The organism is Lacrimispora sp. 210928-DFI.3.58, assembly GCF_020554865.1.
GTDB lineage: Bacteria > Bacillota > Clostridia > Lachnospirales > Lachnospiraceae > Enterocloster.
This window is the reverse complement of record NZ_JAJCIC010000019.1, coordinates 1-20,040: the sequence shown is the minus strand read 5'-3', so window position 1 is coordinate 20,040 and position 20,040 is coordinate 1. Positions and strand designations below refer to the sequence as shown.

At 42.7% G+C, this 20,040-nt stretch carries 16 protein-coding genes; 3 read left to right on the top strand and 13 right to left on the bottom strand.

What is annotated here, in order from left to right:
- Positions 1–13: 13 nt before the first annotated feature.
- The 4 genes from LIZ87_RS12555 to gmd are packed head-to-tail and all read right to left on the bottom strand — an operon-like array spanning position 14 to position 5,203.
- A complete protein-coding gene (locus tag LIZ87_RS12555; protein ID WP_227147508.1) occupies positions 14–1,807 on the bottom strand; it encodes a phospho-sugar mutase in 1,794 nt (597 codons plus the stop codon).
- Between the two features lie 5 nt (positions 1,808–1,812).
- The gene (locus LIZ87_RS12550; RefSeq protein ID WP_178315927.1) at positions 1,813–3,177 is read right to left on the bottom strand and encodes a sugar phosphate nucleotidyltransferase; all 1,365 of its coding nucleotides are present in this window, start codon (positions 3,175–3,177) and stop codon (positions 1,813–1,815) included.
- Positions 3,174–4,118 (bottom strand): GDP-L-fucose synthase, encoded by a 945-nt coding sequence (gene fcl, locus LIZ87_RS12545; protein WP_227147505.1) that lies wholly within the window; start codon positions 4,116–4,118, stop codon positions 3,174–3,176. The genes LIZ87_RS12550 and fcl overlap by 4 nt, the downstream gene beginning before the upstream one ends.
- 20 nt (positions 4,119–4,138) lie before the next feature.
- Complete coding sequence (gmd, locus tag LIZ87_RS12540) at positions 4,139–5,203, bottom strand: GDP-mannose 4,6-dehydratase (protein ID WP_178315928.1); 1,065 nt, start codon at positions 5,201–5,203, stop codon at positions 4,139–4,141.
- 181 nt (positions 5,204–5,384) lie between these two features.
- Between gmd and LIZ87_RS12535 the strand changes: the two genes are divergently transcribed.
- Entirely contained in the window at positions 5,385–6,248 is an 864-nt protein-coding gene (locus LIZ87_RS12535) for an AraC family transcriptional regulator (RefSeq protein WP_227147502.1), read from the top strand.
- Positions 6,249–6,379: 131 nt separating this feature from the next.
- On the opposite strand, the gene LIZ87_RS12530 is transcribed toward LIZ87_RS12535, so the two are convergent.
- The 4 genes from LIZ87_RS12530 to LIZ87_RS12515 form a co-directional block, all read right to left on the bottom strand.
- Positions 6,380–6,976 carry a hypothetical protein gene (locus LIZ87_RS12530; RefSeq protein ID WP_227147499.1) on the bottom strand — a complete coding sequence of 199 codons (597 nt, stop codon included), beginning with the start codon at positions 6,974–6,976 and terminating at the stop codon, positions 6,380–6,382.
- Positions 6,977–6,993: 17 nt separating this feature from the next.
- Positions 6,994–8,454: an AAA family ATPase gene (locus LIZ87_RS12525; RefSeq protein WP_227147497.1), complete on the bottom strand. Its 1,461-nt coding sequence runs from the start codon at positions 8,452–8,454 to the stop codon at positions 6,994–6,996.
- 200 nt (positions 8,455–8,654) lie between these two features.
- Positions 8,655–9,131 (bottom strand): DUF4231 domain-containing protein, encoded by a 477-nt coding sequence (locus tag LIZ87_RS12520; protein ID WP_227147494.1) that lies wholly within the window; start codon positions 9,129–9,131, stop codon positions 8,655–8,657.
- Between the two features lie 18 nt (positions 9,132–9,149).
- Positions 9,150–12,506 carry an HD domain-containing protein gene (locus tag LIZ87_RS12515; protein ID WP_227147490.1) on the bottom strand — a complete coding sequence of 1,119 codons (3,357 nt, stop codon included), beginning with the start codon at positions 12,504–12,506 and terminating at the stop codon, positions 9,150–9,152.
- A gap of 236 nt (positions 12,507–12,742) precedes the next feature.
- On the opposite strand from LIZ87_RS12515, the gene LIZ87_RS12510 reads away from it, so the two are divergent.
- Together LIZ87_RS12510 and LIZ87_RS12505 are read left to right on the top strand one after the other, a co-directional pair.
- Positions 12,743–13,636 carry a hypothetical protein gene (locus LIZ87_RS12510; RefSeq protein WP_227147487.1) on the top strand — a complete coding sequence of 298 codons (894 nt, stop codon included), beginning with the start codon at positions 12,743–12,745 and terminating at the stop codon, positions 13,634–13,636.
- Between the two features lie 20 nt (positions 13,637–13,656).
- Positions 13,657–15,075, top strand: coding sequence for a lipopolysaccharide biosynthesis protein (locus tag LIZ87_RS12505; protein WP_227147484.1), 1,419 nt, complete (start codon positions 13,657–13,659; stop codon positions 15,073–15,075).
- Here LIZ87_RS12505 and LIZ87_RS12500 read toward each other — a convergent pair.
- From LIZ87_RS12500 to LIZ87_RS12480, 5 genes are read right to left on the bottom strand one after another with little or no spacing between them, the layout of a single operon-like run.
- Complete coding sequence (locus LIZ87_RS12500; RefSeq protein ID WP_227147481.1) at positions 15,066–16,127, bottom strand: hypothetical protein; 1,062 nt, start codon at positions 16,125–16,127, stop codon at positions 15,066–15,068. The two genes, LIZ87_RS12505 and LIZ87_RS12500, sit on opposite strands and share 10 nt — an antisense overlap.
- Positions 16,128–16,175: 48 nt before the next feature.
- Entirely contained in the window at positions 16,176–17,405 is a 1,230-nt protein-coding gene (locus tag LIZ87_RS12495; RefSeq protein ID WP_227147479.1) for a WcbI family polysaccharide biosynthesis putative acetyltransferase, read from the bottom strand.
- Positions 17,402–17,884 carry a KdsC family phosphatase gene (locus tag LIZ87_RS12490; RefSeq protein ID WP_227147477.1) on the bottom strand — a complete coding sequence of 161 codons (483 nt, stop codon included), beginning with the start codon at positions 17,882–17,884 and terminating at the stop codon, positions 17,402–17,404. The genes LIZ87_RS12495 and LIZ87_RS12490 overlap by 4 nt, the downstream gene beginning before the upstream one ends.
- Complete coding sequence (locus LIZ87_RS12485; protein WP_227147474.1) at positions 17,850–18,902, bottom strand: acyltransferase family protein; 1,053 nt, start codon at positions 18,900–18,902, stop codon at positions 17,850–17,852. The genes LIZ87_RS12490 and LIZ87_RS12485 overlap by 35 nt, the downstream gene beginning before the upstream one ends.
- Positions 18,903–18,927: 25 nt before the next feature.
- Positions 18,928–19,944, bottom strand: coding sequence for an acyltransferase (locus LIZ87_RS12480; protein WP_319638582.1), 1,017 nt, complete (start codon positions 19,942–19,944; stop codon positions 18,928–18,930).
- Between the last annotated feature and the right edge of the window lie 96 nt (positions 19,945–20,040).

Genomic DNA, 20,040 nt, shown 5'->3' with positions numbered 1-20,040 from the left:
TTTATCCAACGTGTTACAAAACCTTAAGCCATTCCTTTAATACACGCTCTTTCTCCTCCGCTTTCTCCCTGCTTTTGCCAACCGCCTGGATATAAACCTTCAGCTTTGGCTCTGTGCCGGAGGGGCGGACAGCGATCGAGGTCCCATCCTCCCAGATAAATTTTACTACATTGGAAGGCGGAAGGTCAATAGGAAGAATCCTTCCGTCCGGCAGCCATCTCTTTGAAGTCTTATAATCATCCGCCTGGATCATGTTCAAGCCGCAGCAGGCGGGGAAGGTCCTCATATTGCCGCGGTAGGACTCCATCAACTCTCTCATCTTTTCAATACCGTCTTTTCCCGGAAAGGAATAGGTATGCTGGGTGTTAAGATAATAACCATACTTCTCATAGATCCCATCCAGCACCTCTAAAAGAGAATGCCCCTTTGCCTTATGGTATCCAGCCATTTCGCATATCATAAGAGAAGCATCCACTCCGTCCTTATCCCTCACATAGGTACCGGTCAGATACCCATAGCTCTCCTCGATCCCCAGGATAAAGCGCCCCTTCTCATCTGCTGATTCCAAAAGGCTGATCTGCTCTCCGATATATTTAAAGCCCGTGAGAACATTTCTCATCTCAACATCATAGCCTTCCGCGATCTCTGCTGCCAGGTCTGTTGTGACAATGGTCTTAAATGCCAGCGGATCATCGGGCATTTTCCCTGTCTCCCGGCGCCTCCGGCAGATGTAATCCAACAGAAGTATCCCTGTTTCATTTCCGGAAAGCAGACAGTACCCCTTCGCACTTTTCACTGCAATTCCCACACGGTCACAATCAGGATCCGTAGACAACACCAGATCCGCATCCAGACGCTCTGCGTCTCTTAAGGCCAGAGTCAGCGCTTCCTTCTTCTCCGGATTCGGAACAGGACAGGTTGGGAAATTCCCATCCGGATCCTTTTGTTCCTCTACCACGTGGACATCGGAAAATCCATTTTCCTTCAGCACACGACATACCGGCTTCAAGCCAGTACCATTTAAGGGTGAATATACAATTTTAATATTTCTGTCGATCTCTCCCCCAAATGCCTCATGGGAAACATCTTTGATAAAGGCATCCAGAAGGCTGTCAGGCACAAAGGAAATCTTTCCCTGCTCCACTGCCTCCTCAAAAGGAAGACGTTTTACATCATCAAAGATATCCAGCTTCTGTATCTCAGCAAATATACTTTCTGCTGCCTCCCCCGTGATCTGTCCTCCATCTCTGCCATAAACCTTGTAGCCATTGTACTCAGCAGGATTATGGCTGGCAGTGATCACAACACCTCCGCTGCAGCCCAGATAGGGCACTGCATAGGACAAAACAGGCGTTGGCATCAGCTCCCTAAACAAGTGGACACGGATCCCGGCGGCTGCAAATACTTCTGCAGCCGCCTTTGCAAACTCAGTGGACTTTCTGCGGCTGTCATAGGCAATGACCACTTCTATGCCTTCCCTTCCGCTATAGAGCCCTTCCAGATAACGGGCGTATCCTCCGGAAGCGCGGGCTACTGTGTACACATTCATACGGTTTGTCCCAGCGCCAATGATCCCTCTGAGTCCTCCGGTTCCAAACTCCAGATCCTTATAGAAGCATTCTGTGATCTGCGCTTCCAGCTCACTGGCCTTCGGACTGCCCGGACTTTCCTCTTCCGGCTCCGGATTCTTCCATTCTCCGATTTTTTCCGTCTCTTGTTTCCACCCCAGAAGTTCTTTCGCGGTATCCGCGTCTTTTACGGCCTTCTCCTCCCACCGTTTCCACTGTCTGTATACTTCCTGTGTCATTTTTCTCACCATGTCCAAGTAAATTCTTCTATGTCATTCTCTTCCAGCTCTCTGCCGATCTGTACCTCGATCAGGTGAACATCACTCAGGGCACGAAGGGCATGCTTCTGTCCGGCAGTCAGATATACCACATCACCTCTCCTGACATTCCGGCTGTGCCCGTCTATGATCACTTCGCCGTCACCGTCCACAATGGTCCATATCTCATCGCGTTTTTTATGGCACTGATAGCCGATATATCTGCCCTTCTGGATAAAGGTGTGTTTTGTGAGGGAGCAGCTCTTATCTGCATACTGCACATAATCTGTCACCCTGTAATCTCCCCATATCAATTCCTCATACATGGGGCGCTCGCTTACCTTTTCTGCATAGGGCTTTAAATAAGAGCTGGCTCCCTTGTCAGAAATAAGAATACCGTCCGGACTTGCCGCCACGATCAGATTGTTCAACCCCAGTCCGATCACCGGCAGGGAGGTCTCATTGATAACCGTGGTATCCTTCGTCCCCTCTCCCAGCAGCACATGGCCCATGGCAGGCTCCGCGATCTCCTCTGCCAGAGTATTCCAGGTTCCCAGATCCTTCCATTTCCCCTCGTAAGGTATCATGGCTATGGACTCTGTCTTCTCCACCACCTCATAGTCAAAGCTGATCTTCTTAAGGCATCCGTAATGGCTTCTGAACTCCTCAAAGGAATTCTTCCCCTTCTCTCCAAAGCTCTGATACTTCCGAACTGTCTCAAGAAGATATCCCAGCTTAAAAGCAAACACACCGCCGTTCCAGAGAGCGCCGTCCTCCAGAAGCATTTTTGCCTTCTCATAGGACGGCTTCTCCTGGAACCGCTTCACAGGCCAGGCGGTAACGCCCTCTGCCTCTACCGGCTGGGACTCCGGCACAATGTAGCCATACTTCTCTGACGGATAGGTGGGCCGGATCCCCATGAGGACCATATCTGCGATCCCGGCCTGAACTGCCTTCTCCATCTCGATCATTGCATGGAAATATTCGATGTCTGCATAGGGATCCACAGGAAGCACAAGAACCACTTCATTCTCATCCATCCCCTTCTCCAGAGCCAGATACACAGAGGCCAGGGCAATGGCCGGAAAGGTATCCCTGCGTTCCGGCTCCACCACCACATCCACATTTTTGCCCAGCTGGCTGCGGATGGAGTCCACCTGGGAGGCTCCGGTAGCCACCACGATATGAGCGTCGATCCCGGCCTTGCGTATCTGTCCGTACACTCGCTGTACCATGGACTCATACTGGCCCTCTTCATTTTTTAACAGCTTTAAAAACTGCTTTGATCTCGAATCATTGGAAAGAGGCCACAGGCGTTTCCCTGAACCCCCGGATAATAATACAATATTCATCGCTCTGCACGCACCTCACTGTGTAAAAAGTCATCATATGCCATGGCAATGCCATCCTCCAGCTCCGTCTTATAGGTCCAGCCCAGACTGGTAAGCTTATCCACATTCAAAAGCTTTCTGGGGGTCCCATCCGGTCTGGAAGTATCAAAGGTGATCCTGCCCTCGTAGCCTACTGCCTTTTTCACCAGCTCTGCCAGTTCAGCGATCGTAAGCTCCTTTCCTGTTCCCAGATTCACGGTCTCATTGCCGGAATAGGTATTCATGAGGAAAACACAGGCATCTGCCAGATCATCCACATACAGGAACTCCCTGAGAGGCGTACCCGTTCCCCAGATCACCACCTCAGGAAGCTTCTGCTCCTTTGCCTCATGGAATCTGCGGATTAATGCCGGAAGCACGTGGGAATGTTCCGGATGGTAGTTGTCATTGGGCCCATACAGGTTTGTGGGCATCACGCTGATATAATCTGTCCCATACTGGCGGTTCAGATATTCGCAGTACTTCAGACCGGAAATTTTTGCCAGGGCATAGGCCTCATTTGTCTGCTCCAGGGAGCTGGTCAAAAGGCAGCTCTCCGGCATGGGCTGGGGAGCCAGTCTGGGGTAGATGCAGGAGCTTCCCAAAAACATCAGCTTTTTTACCTGGTTCACAAATGCACTGTGGATCACGTTCATTTCCAGGATCATATTTTCATACATAAAATCAGCGGGATGCTTGCTGTTTGCAATGATCCCTCCCACTTTGGCGGCTGCCAGGAATACATACTCCGGCTTCTCCTCTGCAAAAAACTGCTCCACCTGATCCTGCCTGCGAAGATCCAGCTCCTTTGACGTTCTCAGGACCAGATTATCATATCCCTGTTTCTTAAGGCAGCGCACGATCGCTGAACCCACCATTCCCCGGTGGCCTGCCACATAGATCTTTCCACTCTTTTCCATCATTTTTCAAATACCTCTTTTCTCTAATGCCTGTTTCTGTATTCCTCACAACTCATTCCAGCTATCTTCCGAAGATCTGCGTCCATCATCATGGCCACAAGCTGCTTGAAATCAACCTTTCTCTTCCAGCCCAGTTCCTTTTCCGCCTTTGCAGGATTTCCCCAAAGGTACTCCACCTCGGCTGGACGGTAGAACTCCGGATTCACATCCACTAACAGCCTGCCTGTCTCCTCATCGTAGCCCTTTTCCTCCACACCGGTTCCCTCCCAGCGGATACGGATACCAAGCTCCTCAAGGGCAGCTTCCACAAACTGCCTTACGGTATGGGTCTCGTTGGTGGCAAGGACAAAATCACCCGGCACCTCATGCTGGAGCATTCTCCACATGCCCTCTACATAATCACCTGCAAAGCCCCAGTCGCGCTTTGCATTCATGTTGCCCAGGGAAAGCTTTTCCTGCTTGCCGGCAATGATATTTGCCAATGCAAGGGTGATCTTGCGGGTAACGAAATTTTCCCCGCGGCGGGGAGACTCATGATTAAACAGGATGCCATTGCAGGCAAACATATTGTAGGACTCCCGGTAATTCACTGTGATCCAGTATGCATACAGCTTTGCGGCGCCATAAGGGCTCTTCGGATAGAAGGGCGTTGCCTCACTCTGAGGAGCTGTCTCCGGCAGACCGCCAAACAGCTCGGAGGTGGATGCCTGATAATAACGGCAGTTGCCTCCGTTCACGCGGATCGCCTCCAGAAGCTTCAAGGTAGAAACTCCTGTTGCCTCAGCTGTATACTCAGGAACCTCAAAGGATACCCCCACATGGGACTGGGCGGCAAGATTATACACCTCTGATGGGCGGATCTCCGCAATAAGACGCATTAAATTGCTGGAATCTGTCATATCTGCATAGTGCAGGAAAAATTTGATCCGGTTATAATCAGAATGGATAATATGGTCGATCCGCTCCGTATTGGAAATGCTGTGGCGGCGGATAAGGCCATGGACCTCATAACCCTTGCTCAGCAGAAACTCCGCCAAATAGGAACCATCCTGACCTGTAATGCCTGTAATTAATGCTATTTTGCTCATATACTACCTCTCTCACTTTTCACTGTATATTACATGTATTCTTCCCATTTTTCAGCCTGATGCACGATGTCATAGATCAGTCTGCCTAATCATAATACAGACAGACCTAAAATTCAATTGATATAATTGCGGAAAAATAGTATTATATTGCTATGGAAAACATTGCATCGGAGGAGCCGCTATGCCCCATTTTTTCGAACAGTACAGAAAATCAGAAGTCACCGAAACTCACCGCATCATCCACACCCCCAGCGATACCGCCAAACGGACCTTCCTTTACATCCAGGAGGCCGGCTATTTAAAAAGCTTAAAGCCCCACTTAGGCAGGCGTTCCGGGCTGAGCTCCTACCTTTTCCTGATCGTGCTCTCCGGCAGCGGTTCCATCACCTACAAGGGCGTTCAACACGAGGTCTCTGCCCAGGACTGCTTCCTTCTCGACTGCCGGGAAGCCTACAGCCATATCAGCACGGAGCAGGATCCCTGGGAGCTGCTGTGGCTGCATTTCAACGGCGAGCAGGCGCCGCTGCTCTACCAATACGTTATCCAGAAAAACGGCCACTGCTTCCGCGTCAACAATCTGCCTGCCATCACAGATGCTGTTCACGAGCTGATCGCCCTCAATTCCGATGTATCAGAATACAGCGATCTGTCCTCCTCCTATCTGATCACCCAGATCCTCACCCTGAGCGTAACCGGCTGCCAGAAACACAGCGGCAGCCAAGCCGGGATCAAGGAAAAGCTGTATCAGGTACTGACCTATATCAATGAGCATTTCAATGAGTCCATCACCCTGGATACCCTATCCGGGCAGTTTTATATAAGCAAGTATCATCTTGCAAGGGAATTTAAAAAAGAATATAACCAGACGATCGTACAATATTTATTAAACAAACGGATCACCTGTGCAAAAGAGTTGCTGCGTTTTACAGATATGAATATTGGAGAGATCGCACAGAGGTGCGGGATAAAAGACTTGAATTATTTTAATAAGGTGTTTCGGAAAATCGAAGGATGCACCGCCTCCGAGTATCGGAGGCGGTGGTAGAAGCGGGCTATATAAAGCAGATAATATTCTGTAACATTTTTCATATTATACATGCCTGCCACTGCGTAAGTGAGATCTTGCTTATCCATTATTATTGTACTCATTTTTCTTTTGTCTCCCATGGAAGCCTATTATTTCAGCTTACTGACTCTTGCGTCAAATTCAAAATCATACCATATCTCCAGGCAGTCATAAAAGAGGGCTCTGCCTCCCATAACGGTTTTTCTGTAATTAAGGAGGCTGTTTTCAAATATCTTCTTATGTTCCTTTTGGCGCTCCTGCAGCTGCCCGCTCTCACCTTGAAGAATATCCAAATAGCCCATCATTGGATCGGCGGATGTGTCAATTACTGCAATATAGACCTTTTTGACATTAGGCGCTAATTTTCCATCTCCAATCCCCTCAAGAATAATCTTTTCAAATAAAGCCAGCGATTCATATGCTTTGAGCCTTATATTCAAACGCAGATTGTCTTTATGAGTCGTTGTATTGATATCTTCTTTTTTACTGGCAAAGCCTGTTTTAAACTCGATAAAATAAATATGCCGTCTCACTAATAATGCATCTGCCGAAGTACATTTCTGCCCGGCAAGCTGTTGTTTGATCTCATCATAATCGTATGCTGTTTCTATGCTTTTTATCGCTGCATTATTAGAAAGCTCTGCAAAGGCTCCTTTATGATTATATTTTTTCTCCAGCTCATTATAAATATCTTTTGTATTTACCATGTATGCCGCCTTCCGCTTCAATCATCGGAATTGCGCAGCTTTCTGCTCTGCAATTCAAACAGGGGAGTTGCCAGCTTATTGTATGCTGTTTTCAAATCATTTTTTACATTACTGTAACGAACCATATAAGCATTCTCACTCTGCTCCGTACAATACATAGTGGTTCCATCCCATATTTCATATTCCTTTGCATATACATCCAGCGCCATAAGGAAATTGGGGCTATGGGTAGTAAGGAGGACATGCATCTCAAGATACTTCACCAGTAAAACAATGATCTCTGCAAATCTGTTCTGCCAAGCCGGATGCAGATGGGACTCAGGCTCATCTAAGATCAACAGGGTATCCGCAGTCAACTCTCCATTCTCCAACAACTTCTTGATAATAGCAAATAGTTTTGAACCAGCTGCCAAGTTTCTCACATCCAGCTTGCTCTGACTGCAAATATATTGATCATCTGACAAAATAATCTTATCAGGAAACACCTCATCCATCTTTCTTAAAAGTTTTTCGGCCTTATTCTGATTGATCATTTCCTCGAAGAGGTTATCTGACCTGTTTTTTAATTTTTCCACCAATATCTGATTATGCCCCTGTGATTCGAACCGCTCTGACCATTGGCGTTCCTGCCTGTTATTCAGAAATCTATATACATCCATGTAATTGCGTCCGGCCTCACCAAGCTTATCTAAGGCGAACACATCATCAATAAAAATAACATCCCTGTATGCATCTGAAAAATAGGTTTTTGCATTATCCGCCAATTCATTTTTCAATACATGGATTAAAAAGCATTTTGTATCATCGCTGTAAAATTCAATCGTACCTTTGACATCAGGATATCTGACCGGAAGTATCTGCCCATTGAATTCCTTCTGCAGGCTTCGGATGATCCTTTTATTTGCATATTGCGTCAGCTCCGGATCGCTGCATAGGCTCTCAAAGAGATTATCCAATGACTTGACAAGCTGGTTTCTCTTACTGTCAAGGGATCTTTTGGTCATCCTCTTACCGTTTCCCCATTCAGATAAAATATCCTTTAAAGCCTCGTCAGAAATATTCATGGCCGACTCCCGCAGCTGGCGGACATAAGCAGCAAGATCCGCAAAGTCCCCAAAATCGCTGCGGCCATTTCCGCTTAAATAATCTCCCAGATACTGGCCTTCCTTTGTTCCGATATCAGTCCCTGCTTTTCCAATTCGGATCATTGGACTCATAGACTCAAAATGGAAAAGTCTGTTCATTCCCAGCATATCCCGGATCTCATTTTCCTTACTTCTGGCAAAATCGACCTTATCCTTCAGTGCTTTCTGCTGGAGATCCTCCACTGCCGACAATATGGCAAATAATGTTTTTCCCACTGTTGTCTTTCCTGAATTGTTATGACCAGTCACCACTGTCAATCCTTTGAGTTCAATGGTGGAATCTTTAATAATTCCTATATTATCCAGTCTGATTTTCTTTCCGCTCTGTGTCATGAAGGCTCCTTTACATTTATAAAAGCACGAATGAAATCTGTATATGTATTCATACTATAAATCATTTTCAAACAAAAGACAAGAAACCTCTGTCCAGTTCCCTGAAAAACTTTCTTTTTATATACACAAGCAGATCACCTGTGCAAAAGAGCTGCCGCATTTTACTGATGTGAATAGGGGGAGATTACGCAGGAAGGGGCTCAATCTCCCTCTTTTTGTTTCGATGCGACCTTGTCGATAAAGTCTTCCCAGCGAATGCCCTCATCGTTCATAATACTTTCACACCGGGCCGCAAATTCGCCCAGCTTATTTTTCTTTTGCTGATAATTTCCAACGCCTGCAATGTACAGACGGTGCTCCATACACAGCTTGTCGCAGGTACGGCGGTACGATTTCCATTTATCATGGCAGGCTGTAAGGTTGAGAAAGCCTTCTGCTATTAATGCAAAAGAGCTTATTGCCGTCAGGGTATAAGGATTCAAAAGACGGCATTCTGACAGCGCCAGCAGCGGAATCAATGCCACCAGCGTGAGCCTCACACCTGATAATACGAGATATAAGCGCTTATAATGCTTCCCTCTCCTGTCATAATAAAGAACCATTTTTTCCACTAATTCACAATACTCCTGCTCATCCGCAAAGGAACAGGGGCCAAAAAATTCATAATGTTCTCCCATATGGCATCTCCTACCGGCTTACCATCTCTTCTCCTGAAACTGCTCTCTTACCATAACGCAGTTCCTATACAGCAGCCTTCCAAAATTCTCAACAAATTCTGCATATTCCTTTCTGATTTCCTTTTCAAAAACCTCCCGCCCCAAAGGATCAGGGCAATGATAATTCAGGATATAACGGACACATTTATCCAGCTGTCGGCTCTCCATAACGTATTCCTTCAGCTCTGTTGTAATCTCAATGGTTTTCTCAATCCCCTTTTTCAGGATCTTAGCAGAGTCTCTGTCAAATGGAGACAAAATATACCATTGGATGCAATAATCAAGGGCAGAGGAAAAATTATCTCCTCTGCTGAACGTATGAGGATAAACTGGTAAAAGAAGATGCTTATAACGGCTGTCCGGCTTAAATACTTTTTTCTGGATAGAGTAGTAATCCACATGAGTGGGCTGATTCGCATATGGTTCAAAGGCCTTCATATAATCATAAAGCCTTGCTGCCTCACTCATAATAATAGAACCAGCCTCTGGCCCCACAGTGCGAAGGCCAAAAAAGTATTCAAGTCCCTGATCGCGGTTATGCCGAATCTCCTCAATATGTACCAGCCTATGCGGAAGATGTCTGACTGTTTTGATACCAATACCAGTAGCCTCTTTATCTCCGATCTCCTGGGAGATTGCCATAAATCTTGCAGGAAGAGCCGCATTCGCCTTAAATAATTTTTCAGAATCCCACAGATATGTAACAGGGATCTCCTCATCACCCAGCATCAGTTCCTTAGACTCCACAAAAGCCTGATATGGCTCTATAAATTTCCGAAAATGTTCCATATCTACCGTCTGATAAAATAAAAGAATGAGAGAAAGGAGGATCTCCGGGATTTTTTCAAATCTCTGTCCTTTGATATTTTGTTTCCCTGGCTCTTCTTTATCCTGTTTTATAAAATAATCACACCAATTTTTCACGATTTTATTGCGTACATTCAGCAGCTCCTCTTCCTCTATGGCATCTTCACGCAGCCTGTCCCTGTCAATATTAAGGTATCTTTCTGCTTCCCCATCCAGAATCGTGATATCCCAATTCAAAAAGCCTGCATGAAGACGCTCCTGCCGGTTTCTTTTGGAGTAAATCGTTTCTGTATCATTTACAGCGCAAAACTTATAATTGACATGATATAGATTGGGTACAGGATCCGGCAAAAACAACCGTTTTTTCCCTTCCTTTACTTCAATTGTACATGGCCTCACCGTCAAGCTATAGCATCTGCTTGCTTCTTTATCCCAGAAGCATGCCATATTATCAATGAAGCTTAAGGATTCTCCCTTACTTGCAATAAATGGCTGAATTGTTTTTGCAAATGACTTCATCGCATAGCCAGCCATCTCCGGCTCCTTTTCTGTTTGAAAATAGCTTCTGCGGAGACATGTCCGTTTCCCCTTTGTTAATCCTCCTTCGCTGTCAATCACCATGGATTGGAAATACACATTAAAATAATCGCATTTTGCCCCCTCCTTTATCCGCTCCATGCAGACACGGCACATCTCCGCAAACAGCATATCCAGCTCGTCTCCATGGTCAAATTCGGGATCATAATAAATAAAATGATCTTTCCCATCCCTGTCCTTCAGTCTCTCAGGATCTATTGCTATTTTTACATTTGTTCCAGGGACGCCATTTTCAAAATAGAGGCCGTCCTCATTCGGCGGAACTTCCCTTATCTCAATCCTTCCCTTATTTTTTCCATAGGAATGAAGCAAAATCTCCCATTCCGGCGAATTATGCTGCCTGGAATAAAAATGAATACAATCTGTAAGCTGAAATACCGATTGAAGTCCAATCCCAAAAACTCCTGCCGGCTTCAACCAATCCGGCATATTCTCCCTAATCTTCTTAAGACGTGTATTCTTCTCCTTGCTGGCTCCAATTTCCGACATGTAGCGGGCGTCCTCCGGTGTAATCCCCACTCCCTTGTCCTTTACCACCAGGTAAACCTTTCCCACAGTCCTGTCCTGTATTACCTCTACCGAGATATCATAATTTCTGAAAAGAGCCGCTTTTTTCTTATCCGCAAAATATAGTAGATCCAGACCATCCTTTACCGCATTCTTAGAGAGGCCGTATGCAAGATAACGATTTTGGACAATATCATACCAAAGCTGCAGAAGAGATGCGTCCACCGCATTTTGAAGCAATTCCCGGATCCCTACATATTTATCTTTATAAATACTGGTACCTTCCAACAGCTTCATAACACGTTCATGAGGCATTTTCATCTGAAGCTTTCGTTCAAACGCCAGATATGACCGATCTCCCACATAAATGTCAACGTTTACCATATTAGGAGGAAAACCAAAATCCGGCTGTGAGATTTCAGACCAATGATTTACCATATATCTGCATTCTTCCTGCAGAAGGTCTGCCCAATCACTTACCAAACCAGCCACCTTATATCCGTCAGGCCCGTCACTGCATCTGGCAATGATTTCAATTTTTTTATGTGTAATCAATAAATGGGAAATCGCTTCATGCTTCCTGTAATGCATGGCAGAAAGCTCAGGAATAATAGTCGCATTTTGGGAAACCTCCTTGATAAACCAGTAGGGGAACCTTCCGTTATCCAGATCCAGCAGATCCCCCAGCCTAAGCATGGCCGCAACAAACCGCGGATGAAATTCATCCCCTACAATCCCTCCTGCCCGCTGGGAAAAAGATAAAATTGTCTGGATAGGCTGCCCATGAGACTTGCAGATTTCCACTACACCCTCAGAGCCCCAGATAAACCGGCGCTTAAGCCCTCCCTGAAGCAGCTTATCAAAATCCTCAACAACATCCGCTGCCCCCTTCCAGTGATTCGGCCTAAGGTACATCTGTATTACCAGCATAATGGAAAAGTACATATCATTCAGCGCAAGGCTGGGCTTCGCCTTATCCAGGTAGCATAACAGATTATGTATAGCCCACGCATCTTCCTTTTCCAGCATATTTTTATTCTCGTCCATTTTTCTCAGAAAGCTTTCAAATTCACGGCTTCCCAGTATGTTATATATTTTCCTGAAGGACTGGGCCATCCCATAGTCATGAGCGTAAGCGCATATGAGAAGCATGAATGTATCAGTAGCTGATAACTGCCGGATTCTCCCCTCTCCCAGGAACCGCTCGATGGATTGTATCACCGAACGGCTATGACTGGCGTCATGAAGACTGTAATTCACAAAGTTATGACGTGAAGAAATCAGCTCATCTTCAATACGCCCTCTGAGAATCGTCCACAATCCATGCAATTCCTGAACAGACGGATAACTCTCTGCCAGCATTTTAAAATGCTGCTCCAGGGTCAGCGGCATGTTGTAAGTATGGATAGCAGTGCTTTCTGACATAGGCTTACCTCCTCTAAATTCTATACTCTGTTGCCGGTTTTATGGGCTTATTTTCTTTTATTGTACAGCAGGAGGGGGAGTTTCGTCAAAGTGTATTTACTAAATTGCAACTCTTTCTTTAAAGAATAAACCAAAACTCCATATGGCAAAAATAAACTAAGAAAATCCTGAATTGCTATATAGAAAAAGTAGTAGTATAATACCAATAATTATAATTGTGCCAAAGGAAGAATGCCATGTACCTTACTCCCAAAAAATTTATCAAAAAAATTCTCACTCCAGGACAGCTTGCAAAGATAAAAGAAATAAGGTTCTCATCCTTAAACCCTCAATGTAAAAGGCTGCTTTCATTGAATAGCGAATTTAAAAACAAACACAAAGGACAGCGTTGCTTTATATTTGGCAATGGGCCATCGTTAAACGACATTGATTTTTCATTATTAAAAAATGAATGTACTTTCACAGTTAATCAGCTTCCAAGAAATAACAATTTTGAAAAGCTGCATACCACCTATCATTTCTGGGCCGATGACAGGTTTTTTCATCTTGATGAGACAAAAGAAGAGGATATGGAGCTTCTTCAGATTATGAAGAATGTAAATACCTCCGATAACCATCCCATTATCTTTTACAAATACAGTGCTTACGATATGGTTCATCACTATGATCTGGATCAGGAATTGGATATCCGGTATTATGCGGGACTTGATATCGATAAACAGCTTATCATGAAAAAAGATGTTGAGCTCACAATGCTTATGCCGGATTTTCCCACTGTAATCCATTATATTGTCTGCATTGCTGTTTATATGGGATTTTCGGAGATATATCTGCTGGGCTGTGACTGTACAGGCTTTATTAATACTGCCCAGGCAAAATTAAAAAATGCAAAAGAATCGCAGTATGCATATAAAATCTCTGAAAACGAAAAAAAACGCATGGAAAAAGTATCAAAACTTACCAGTATTCGTGATGAATTGGCCTGGTATGCTGATATTTTTGATACGTATGAATTATTGAATAAATACTGCCAAAAACATCATGTAAAATTATTTAATGCTACAGAAGGAGGCCTTCTTGAGGCTTTGCCCCGCGTATCATTAAATGATGTTCTTCAACAGAAATCTTAACAGGAGCTTCAATAAAAGATATGAAAACCGATTATAAGTATCTGTTCAAGAATATTGGTTTGCTGACGATCAGCCAATTTGGAACAAAACTGCTTGTTTTTTTTCTGGTTCCATTATATACCAGTATTTTAACAACAGAAGAATATGGCATTTTCGATCTCTTTAACACTACGATCGCGCTGCTGATACCTATTTTAACCTTAAACATCATGGATTCTGTCATCCGCTTTGCTTTAGATAAGGACTCAGATCCAGCATGTATTTTATCGATTTCCCTGCAGGTATTTTTTAAAGGCATCTTATTTTTTATTTTCCTGCTTATAATAAACCGATTCTTCCATATCATTCCAGTTATCAATCATTATATCCCTGTTTTAGTTTGGATGTTTCTTGTGACAGGGCTTTATCAGATTATCAGCAACTTTTCACGCGGCATCGATGACGTATTTGCGGTTTCCGTTGCCGGTGTACTAAGCTCTGCAGTATCGTTGACATTAAGTGTCCTTTTGCTGGTTGCTGCAAAATGGGGACTTAAGGGATATTTTTATGCAAATATAGCCGGTCCGGCTGCAGCGTTATGCTACTTAGCCATCCGGCTGAAAATATGGAATTACATCTGTTTCACAAATGTGGCATCTGACTTAAAGCGGCAAATGCTTTCATACAGTATTCCTTTAATTTTTAATTCCGTCAGCTGGTGGATCAACGGCGCTTCTGACCGCTATGTCATCACTGCACTATGCGGAATGGCTGCCAATGGAATTTATTCCGTAGGCTACAAAATCCCAGGAATCCTTAATATATTCCAAACGATTTTTAATCAGGCATGGGCCCTATCAACTGTCAGGGAATTTGATTCCAAGGATAAATCCGGGTTCTTCACCCAAACGTATAAGCTGTATCATTTTGGCATGTCCATCATCTGTTCGCTGATTATCGTTTTTACCCGGCTGATTGCAGCAATCCTATATGCCAAGGACTTTTATCAGGCATGGGCATATGTTCCTTTTCTGACAATATCAATCGTATTCGGAGCATTATCCGGCCATATCGGCGGAATTTTTACTGCGGTAAAGGATACAAAGGCTTTCAGCCTTTCCACATCCATTGGCGCTGTTGTTAACCTTTTGCTGAATTTTATTCTGGTTTCCGCCTTCGGCCCTTTAGGAGCTGCTATTGCGACTGTATTCTCCTACTTTCTCGTCTGGCAAATACGTATTTTATTAGTCAGGCGGCATATAAAAATGCAGTTATCCCTATTGCATGATTATTTAACCTATATTATACTTCTGCTGCAATCCATTCTGATACTCGCTTTTGACGACAGTATCGGACTTTACGTTATATTGGCGGCTCTCACCGGATGTATTGTTTTCCTATACAGAAAGGAAGCCGGCAGCTTGTTAAATCACCTCAGAAAGAGGGCTGCTCATTCATGAAAACCGTACAGAGACTTTATGATCGTTTCTATCACGGTTTCTTTTACCGTATGATAGCTGTAAAACTGACAGCGTTTTTCCTTATATTCATTTTTCAGTTTAACAGCATCAATATCCTTTAAATCCATTCCGGCAAGCTCGCGAATATCCGCATATCCAATACCAGGAATGTCAGAAAACTCCAGTATGCTCTTATGTGAAATCGGTATCGTATCTGTAAACAGGCATTCCTGAAGGACCCCGGATGTCCTGTTTCTATAAAATTCTTCATCATATGGTATCAGGCAAAGCTTACTTGAAGCCAATATCTGATAATACTCTTCTGAATCTATATACCGGTTTTCAATCACAATATTATTTCCCTTAATCGAACACAAGCGTTTATAAGTTTCAACAGAGGAAAACTGTCCGGCAATGTAAAGAGGATATCCATTCTTAGAAAATGCCTCCACGGCATCCAGCAGCTTTTTTTTCTCATTCATGGTTCCCAAGCAAACTGCTCTCTCTTTTTTTTCTAATCCAGTATACCTGCCATACTCCTCCTCCCTATATGCATAATCAGGAATGAACATACCATTAGGAATTGACTGTAATAATCTTTTATTTGTTGCAAATACTGCATCAACCTTTTTTAATGCCTTACGAAATATCCATCTCTTTATTTTACTGTTGCCATAATCCTCATATACATTCACTACAATTCTGCGCTTTCCTTTGACCGATAATAAAAGAAAGAGAAATAAATAGATATTCGGTACATAAAACCATATAACAGACTCAGCCTCTTTGCGGTATACCTCGCGCAGGCATTGAAAGGTTGTTAAAATTCTTTTCCATTTAGGAAAGCCATTCTGCAGCGAATGAGCAAATGTACACCTTCTGGGGTTTACCAAATGCTGCAGCATACCTTCATTTGCATACTGAACCACATCAAATGAATCTGCTATATAATTGTAATATTCATTCCCAACCTTTCTGCCATGACCTATTGGCTTACCTTTTTCATCACATACAGACCAAAAGTCTACCATTGCTACTCTCTTCTTTATCATATTATCTTCACTCTTCCAAATATTGTTTCTCCTATACTATAAACGCCTTTATGGCCGCGTTAAACTAATCAGCTTATATATTCTGTTATAAACTTTCATTAAGTAATACACTCCACGCCATTTCACTGCATATAATGTTTTCACCTTCTTATTCTGCCATTCACAGCTAAGATATTGTTTTACATAATCCCTGTAGCCCTTCATATTTCCCATTCTAACCTTATTATAGCTCCGATGACGCATAATCTGGGGATCTGGAAAGCTCATGCCAAAATATGCTTTTACTTCAGGAAGGATTGGCATTTCATAACCAGACAAGACAGGTAAATCATAATCTAACAACGTATTTCTCTTTGTCTGTATTCCCAGTAATGAAAGCAGCTCCATTGTCACATAAAATAGGAATTCATTTGTAGGGTGATTCGGGTCATAAAAAAGCTGGCTCTCTTTATAACTCCTCTTTATAAAATCAAGACATTTGATATCCCAATCTTTTTCTCTCTCTTCTACTTTAGCAAAAAATAGTTCCAAAAGCCTGTCCAGGTGCTCATCTGTAAAATGTATGTTATTCCAATAATCATCAAGAGTATCTTTATACGAAAGTCCTCTTTCTGCCGCATCATCAAGAACGGAATCTCTAAAAAAGACAGAGTCCCCATCTCTTTTAACGAATTCTGCTTCTCGTGTGTATTGTGGAAAAAAGCACACTGGTAATCTATATACATTAGGAACAGCAATCACCTGGCACTTTGCGTTTAATCGTAAAATAATATTTTGTGAAGAGAACTCTGCTCCATAGCGGTTTTCCTTTTGAATACTCTGATGAATAAAAACATCGCAATATCTGAAAATCGGCTTATCAAAATACGATACGGAATCTATTGTGTGGATAGGTTTTATCGCATATACTTTGTATTCCTGGTTAAACTCCACACATTGATTTAAAATTTCTGCAATAATTGATGTATGGCAGTTTCCATATATAACAACAATCCTTTTTCCCAGGAACCGCTCATATATGTAATCTTCAAACTCTATCATCCCGTAATCCAAAAGCTGTTGTTCAGATATATTTTCATCAACCACAAGCAGGCTATCTGCATCCCTATGGATTGCCATAGCTGCTTCCTTCGTTAAAGACTGCAGCTTTAATGCTCTTTGCAGCAATTTCTGATTACTACCAGGCTGTTTTAAAACATACAGTTTTTCGATGTTTTCTGCCCGCTCTGTTGCGATTCCTCCCCTCCCCCCTGATTTATATTCCAACACTTTTGTCATTTTGAACTAGTACCTCCGTATAATAGCCACTCTATAAATTCCCGAACAGCTCCATCACCGCCATTTTTTCTGCTTACAAAATCAGAGATATTTAATACTGTTTCCGATGCATCAGCCGGACAGCCGACCAGGCCGCCTTTCTCTTTAATAATAGACATGCATGGAAGATCATTAATGTCATCACCAATATACGCTACTTCTGTCATATCATCTGTAAGCAAAAACAGCTTTTCCACTTTGTCTGTAACACCCTGATACAAAAATGTAATTCCTAATTCATTACAGCGGTTTTCTAATATCTTCGATGTCCGTCCGGTAATAATTACAGGCACCATTCCTGCTGGTATCGCCAAATCATGGATCCCACAGCCATCCTTAATGTTAAACGCTTTACACATTTCGCCGTTATTTCCCATATAAATTTTTCCGTCTGTCAATGTACCATCAACATCCATGACAAGATATTTTATTCTTCTCATCTTTTATTACTCCTATATATTTTTTTATACCGCAGAAAATAACAAGGGCCACAAACATAATAATAACCTTTTTCAGCCAGTACGCTTTATAACCATTATAGCTGCTTAAGATGCTCCTCGCAATGTCTCCGGATAAATAGTCAAATGCCATTATGAAAATTGTATTCGTGCCGAAAAGCGCAATTAATTTGAAAAACGGCTTTAATTTCCCCATATTTTCAAATCTATTGCATACTTCCCTGCATACTGCAATGAGTAAGAAACTCGCAGCGGCTGCTGCAATCAGCATTAAAAAGTAATTTCCATATCTGTTATTATTAAAGCTTACTGCAGCAATGGGATTTAAAAATGCCGCTAATCCCCATATAATAAGCAGAAGCAGGGACAATCCTATTTTTTTAACGTATTTGACATTATTATACCGGGAAATAAGACTATACTTTTTTAATAGTATCCCCATATACATAAATGTCACACCCGCCATAGCCGTATCAATATTCCAGGGCAATTTGGGCGCTTCGGCAAATGAAAGAACCGCTGTAACAACCGAAAATCCAATTACCGCAATATAGGCCTTCTCCCTAAGCTTTTGAGTTATCGCATTCAACATTACTACTGCACAAAATATACATGTTAAATACCATAAGGGACTACAGTTAGGCATACAAAGCATTGATCCCCTCGAATATACACCCCCCCCTACATATACAAAGAAGCTTTTTAATAATTGCTCTTCTTTTCCTATCCATAATCTGACCATTTGTATCATCAGATTAATCGATACATAGCCAAAATAAGGTACGATATATCTCTTCCAATTCTTATATATGCATTCTCTCGTACCAAGGCTCTGATTCACTTTAAACAAATATCCCGAAAGTATAAAAAACAATGGCATATGAAAACTATCGATTGCTTTATTAAGCCATGGCGATGGGCCGGAATGCCCTAACATTACGATAAGAATCCCAATTCCTCTGCACACATTTATCCAATTTTCATGTTTTAGACTATCCATAAAATCTCTACTCTTCCAACTAACCCTATATTTTTCTTAAAATAATATCCCCCATTATCATCATCCTGCTTATGAAGCAGTCTTCTATATAATAGATTTTCCGTATGATTATATTCTCAAAAAGCCCCCTTACCATCCCTGCAGATATCCCTATTGCCATAATACACACCAGAGCAATCAATGAATGTACCGGCAAGATTACAGGAAGTTTATAAAAAAATAACCATAACCAGCTTTCAACAAAAATGTTTTCATGCCAAAGATATACATCCAGCATATATCCTGCTATTCCATTAACGGCAGGTATCACTGTTCTTTCTCTCTGGACAAATGACATAAAAATACAGACAGAGCATAACAATGTTGTTGGATAATTACCGGATCTCAGATATCCGGGTATTCTGTGGTGTCCCAGCAGTCCCAATATAATCACTGCGAAAATGTGAAATCCTCCGATTAAAAAAGCGATTTTTCCCCAGGCCAATTTCTTGTCATGCTTACAGCCATACTTTTTTAAATATGTTCCTAAAAAATACATCATAATAACCTGCAATTGCTGGTTCCAATTCATTCCTGAGTATTGCTGGAATGTAATGCTTGGTATTATGCTCCAAAGAACAAACATTAAAATAATAAAAGCCGTAAATTCTTTTTTATTTAACGAATAGATAAGTTTATTTAATGTTGGAATTAACAAATATAAAACCGCTATTGCAGTCATAAACCAATATGTATTGAACAGCAATGGGAAAATACTTTTTAGCAGCCTTTCCCAAGTCAGATCTGCCCCTAAAATGCCAAAAAATACAAAGCATGTAATTGTGCAAAAAAGGATCCTTCTGTCAAATGCTAATACCTTTTTTATACATTTTATATATCCTGGTGTATTATCAATACAGTACCATCCTATAATCAGAACAAATAGATTAACCCCCAGTTTTCCCCCGAGAGCTATAACATCCAAATAAATTTCATGAAATCCCGTTGTCTGTAGCAGACTATAGCCATGCAATGCATCATGATACAAAATTATCATAATCATTGCAATAATTCACACCACTTCTATATTCGTATTCCTGGCCAGCTGGCTGGCTGGCTGGCTGGCTGGCTGGCTGGCTGGCTGGCTGGCTGGCTGGCT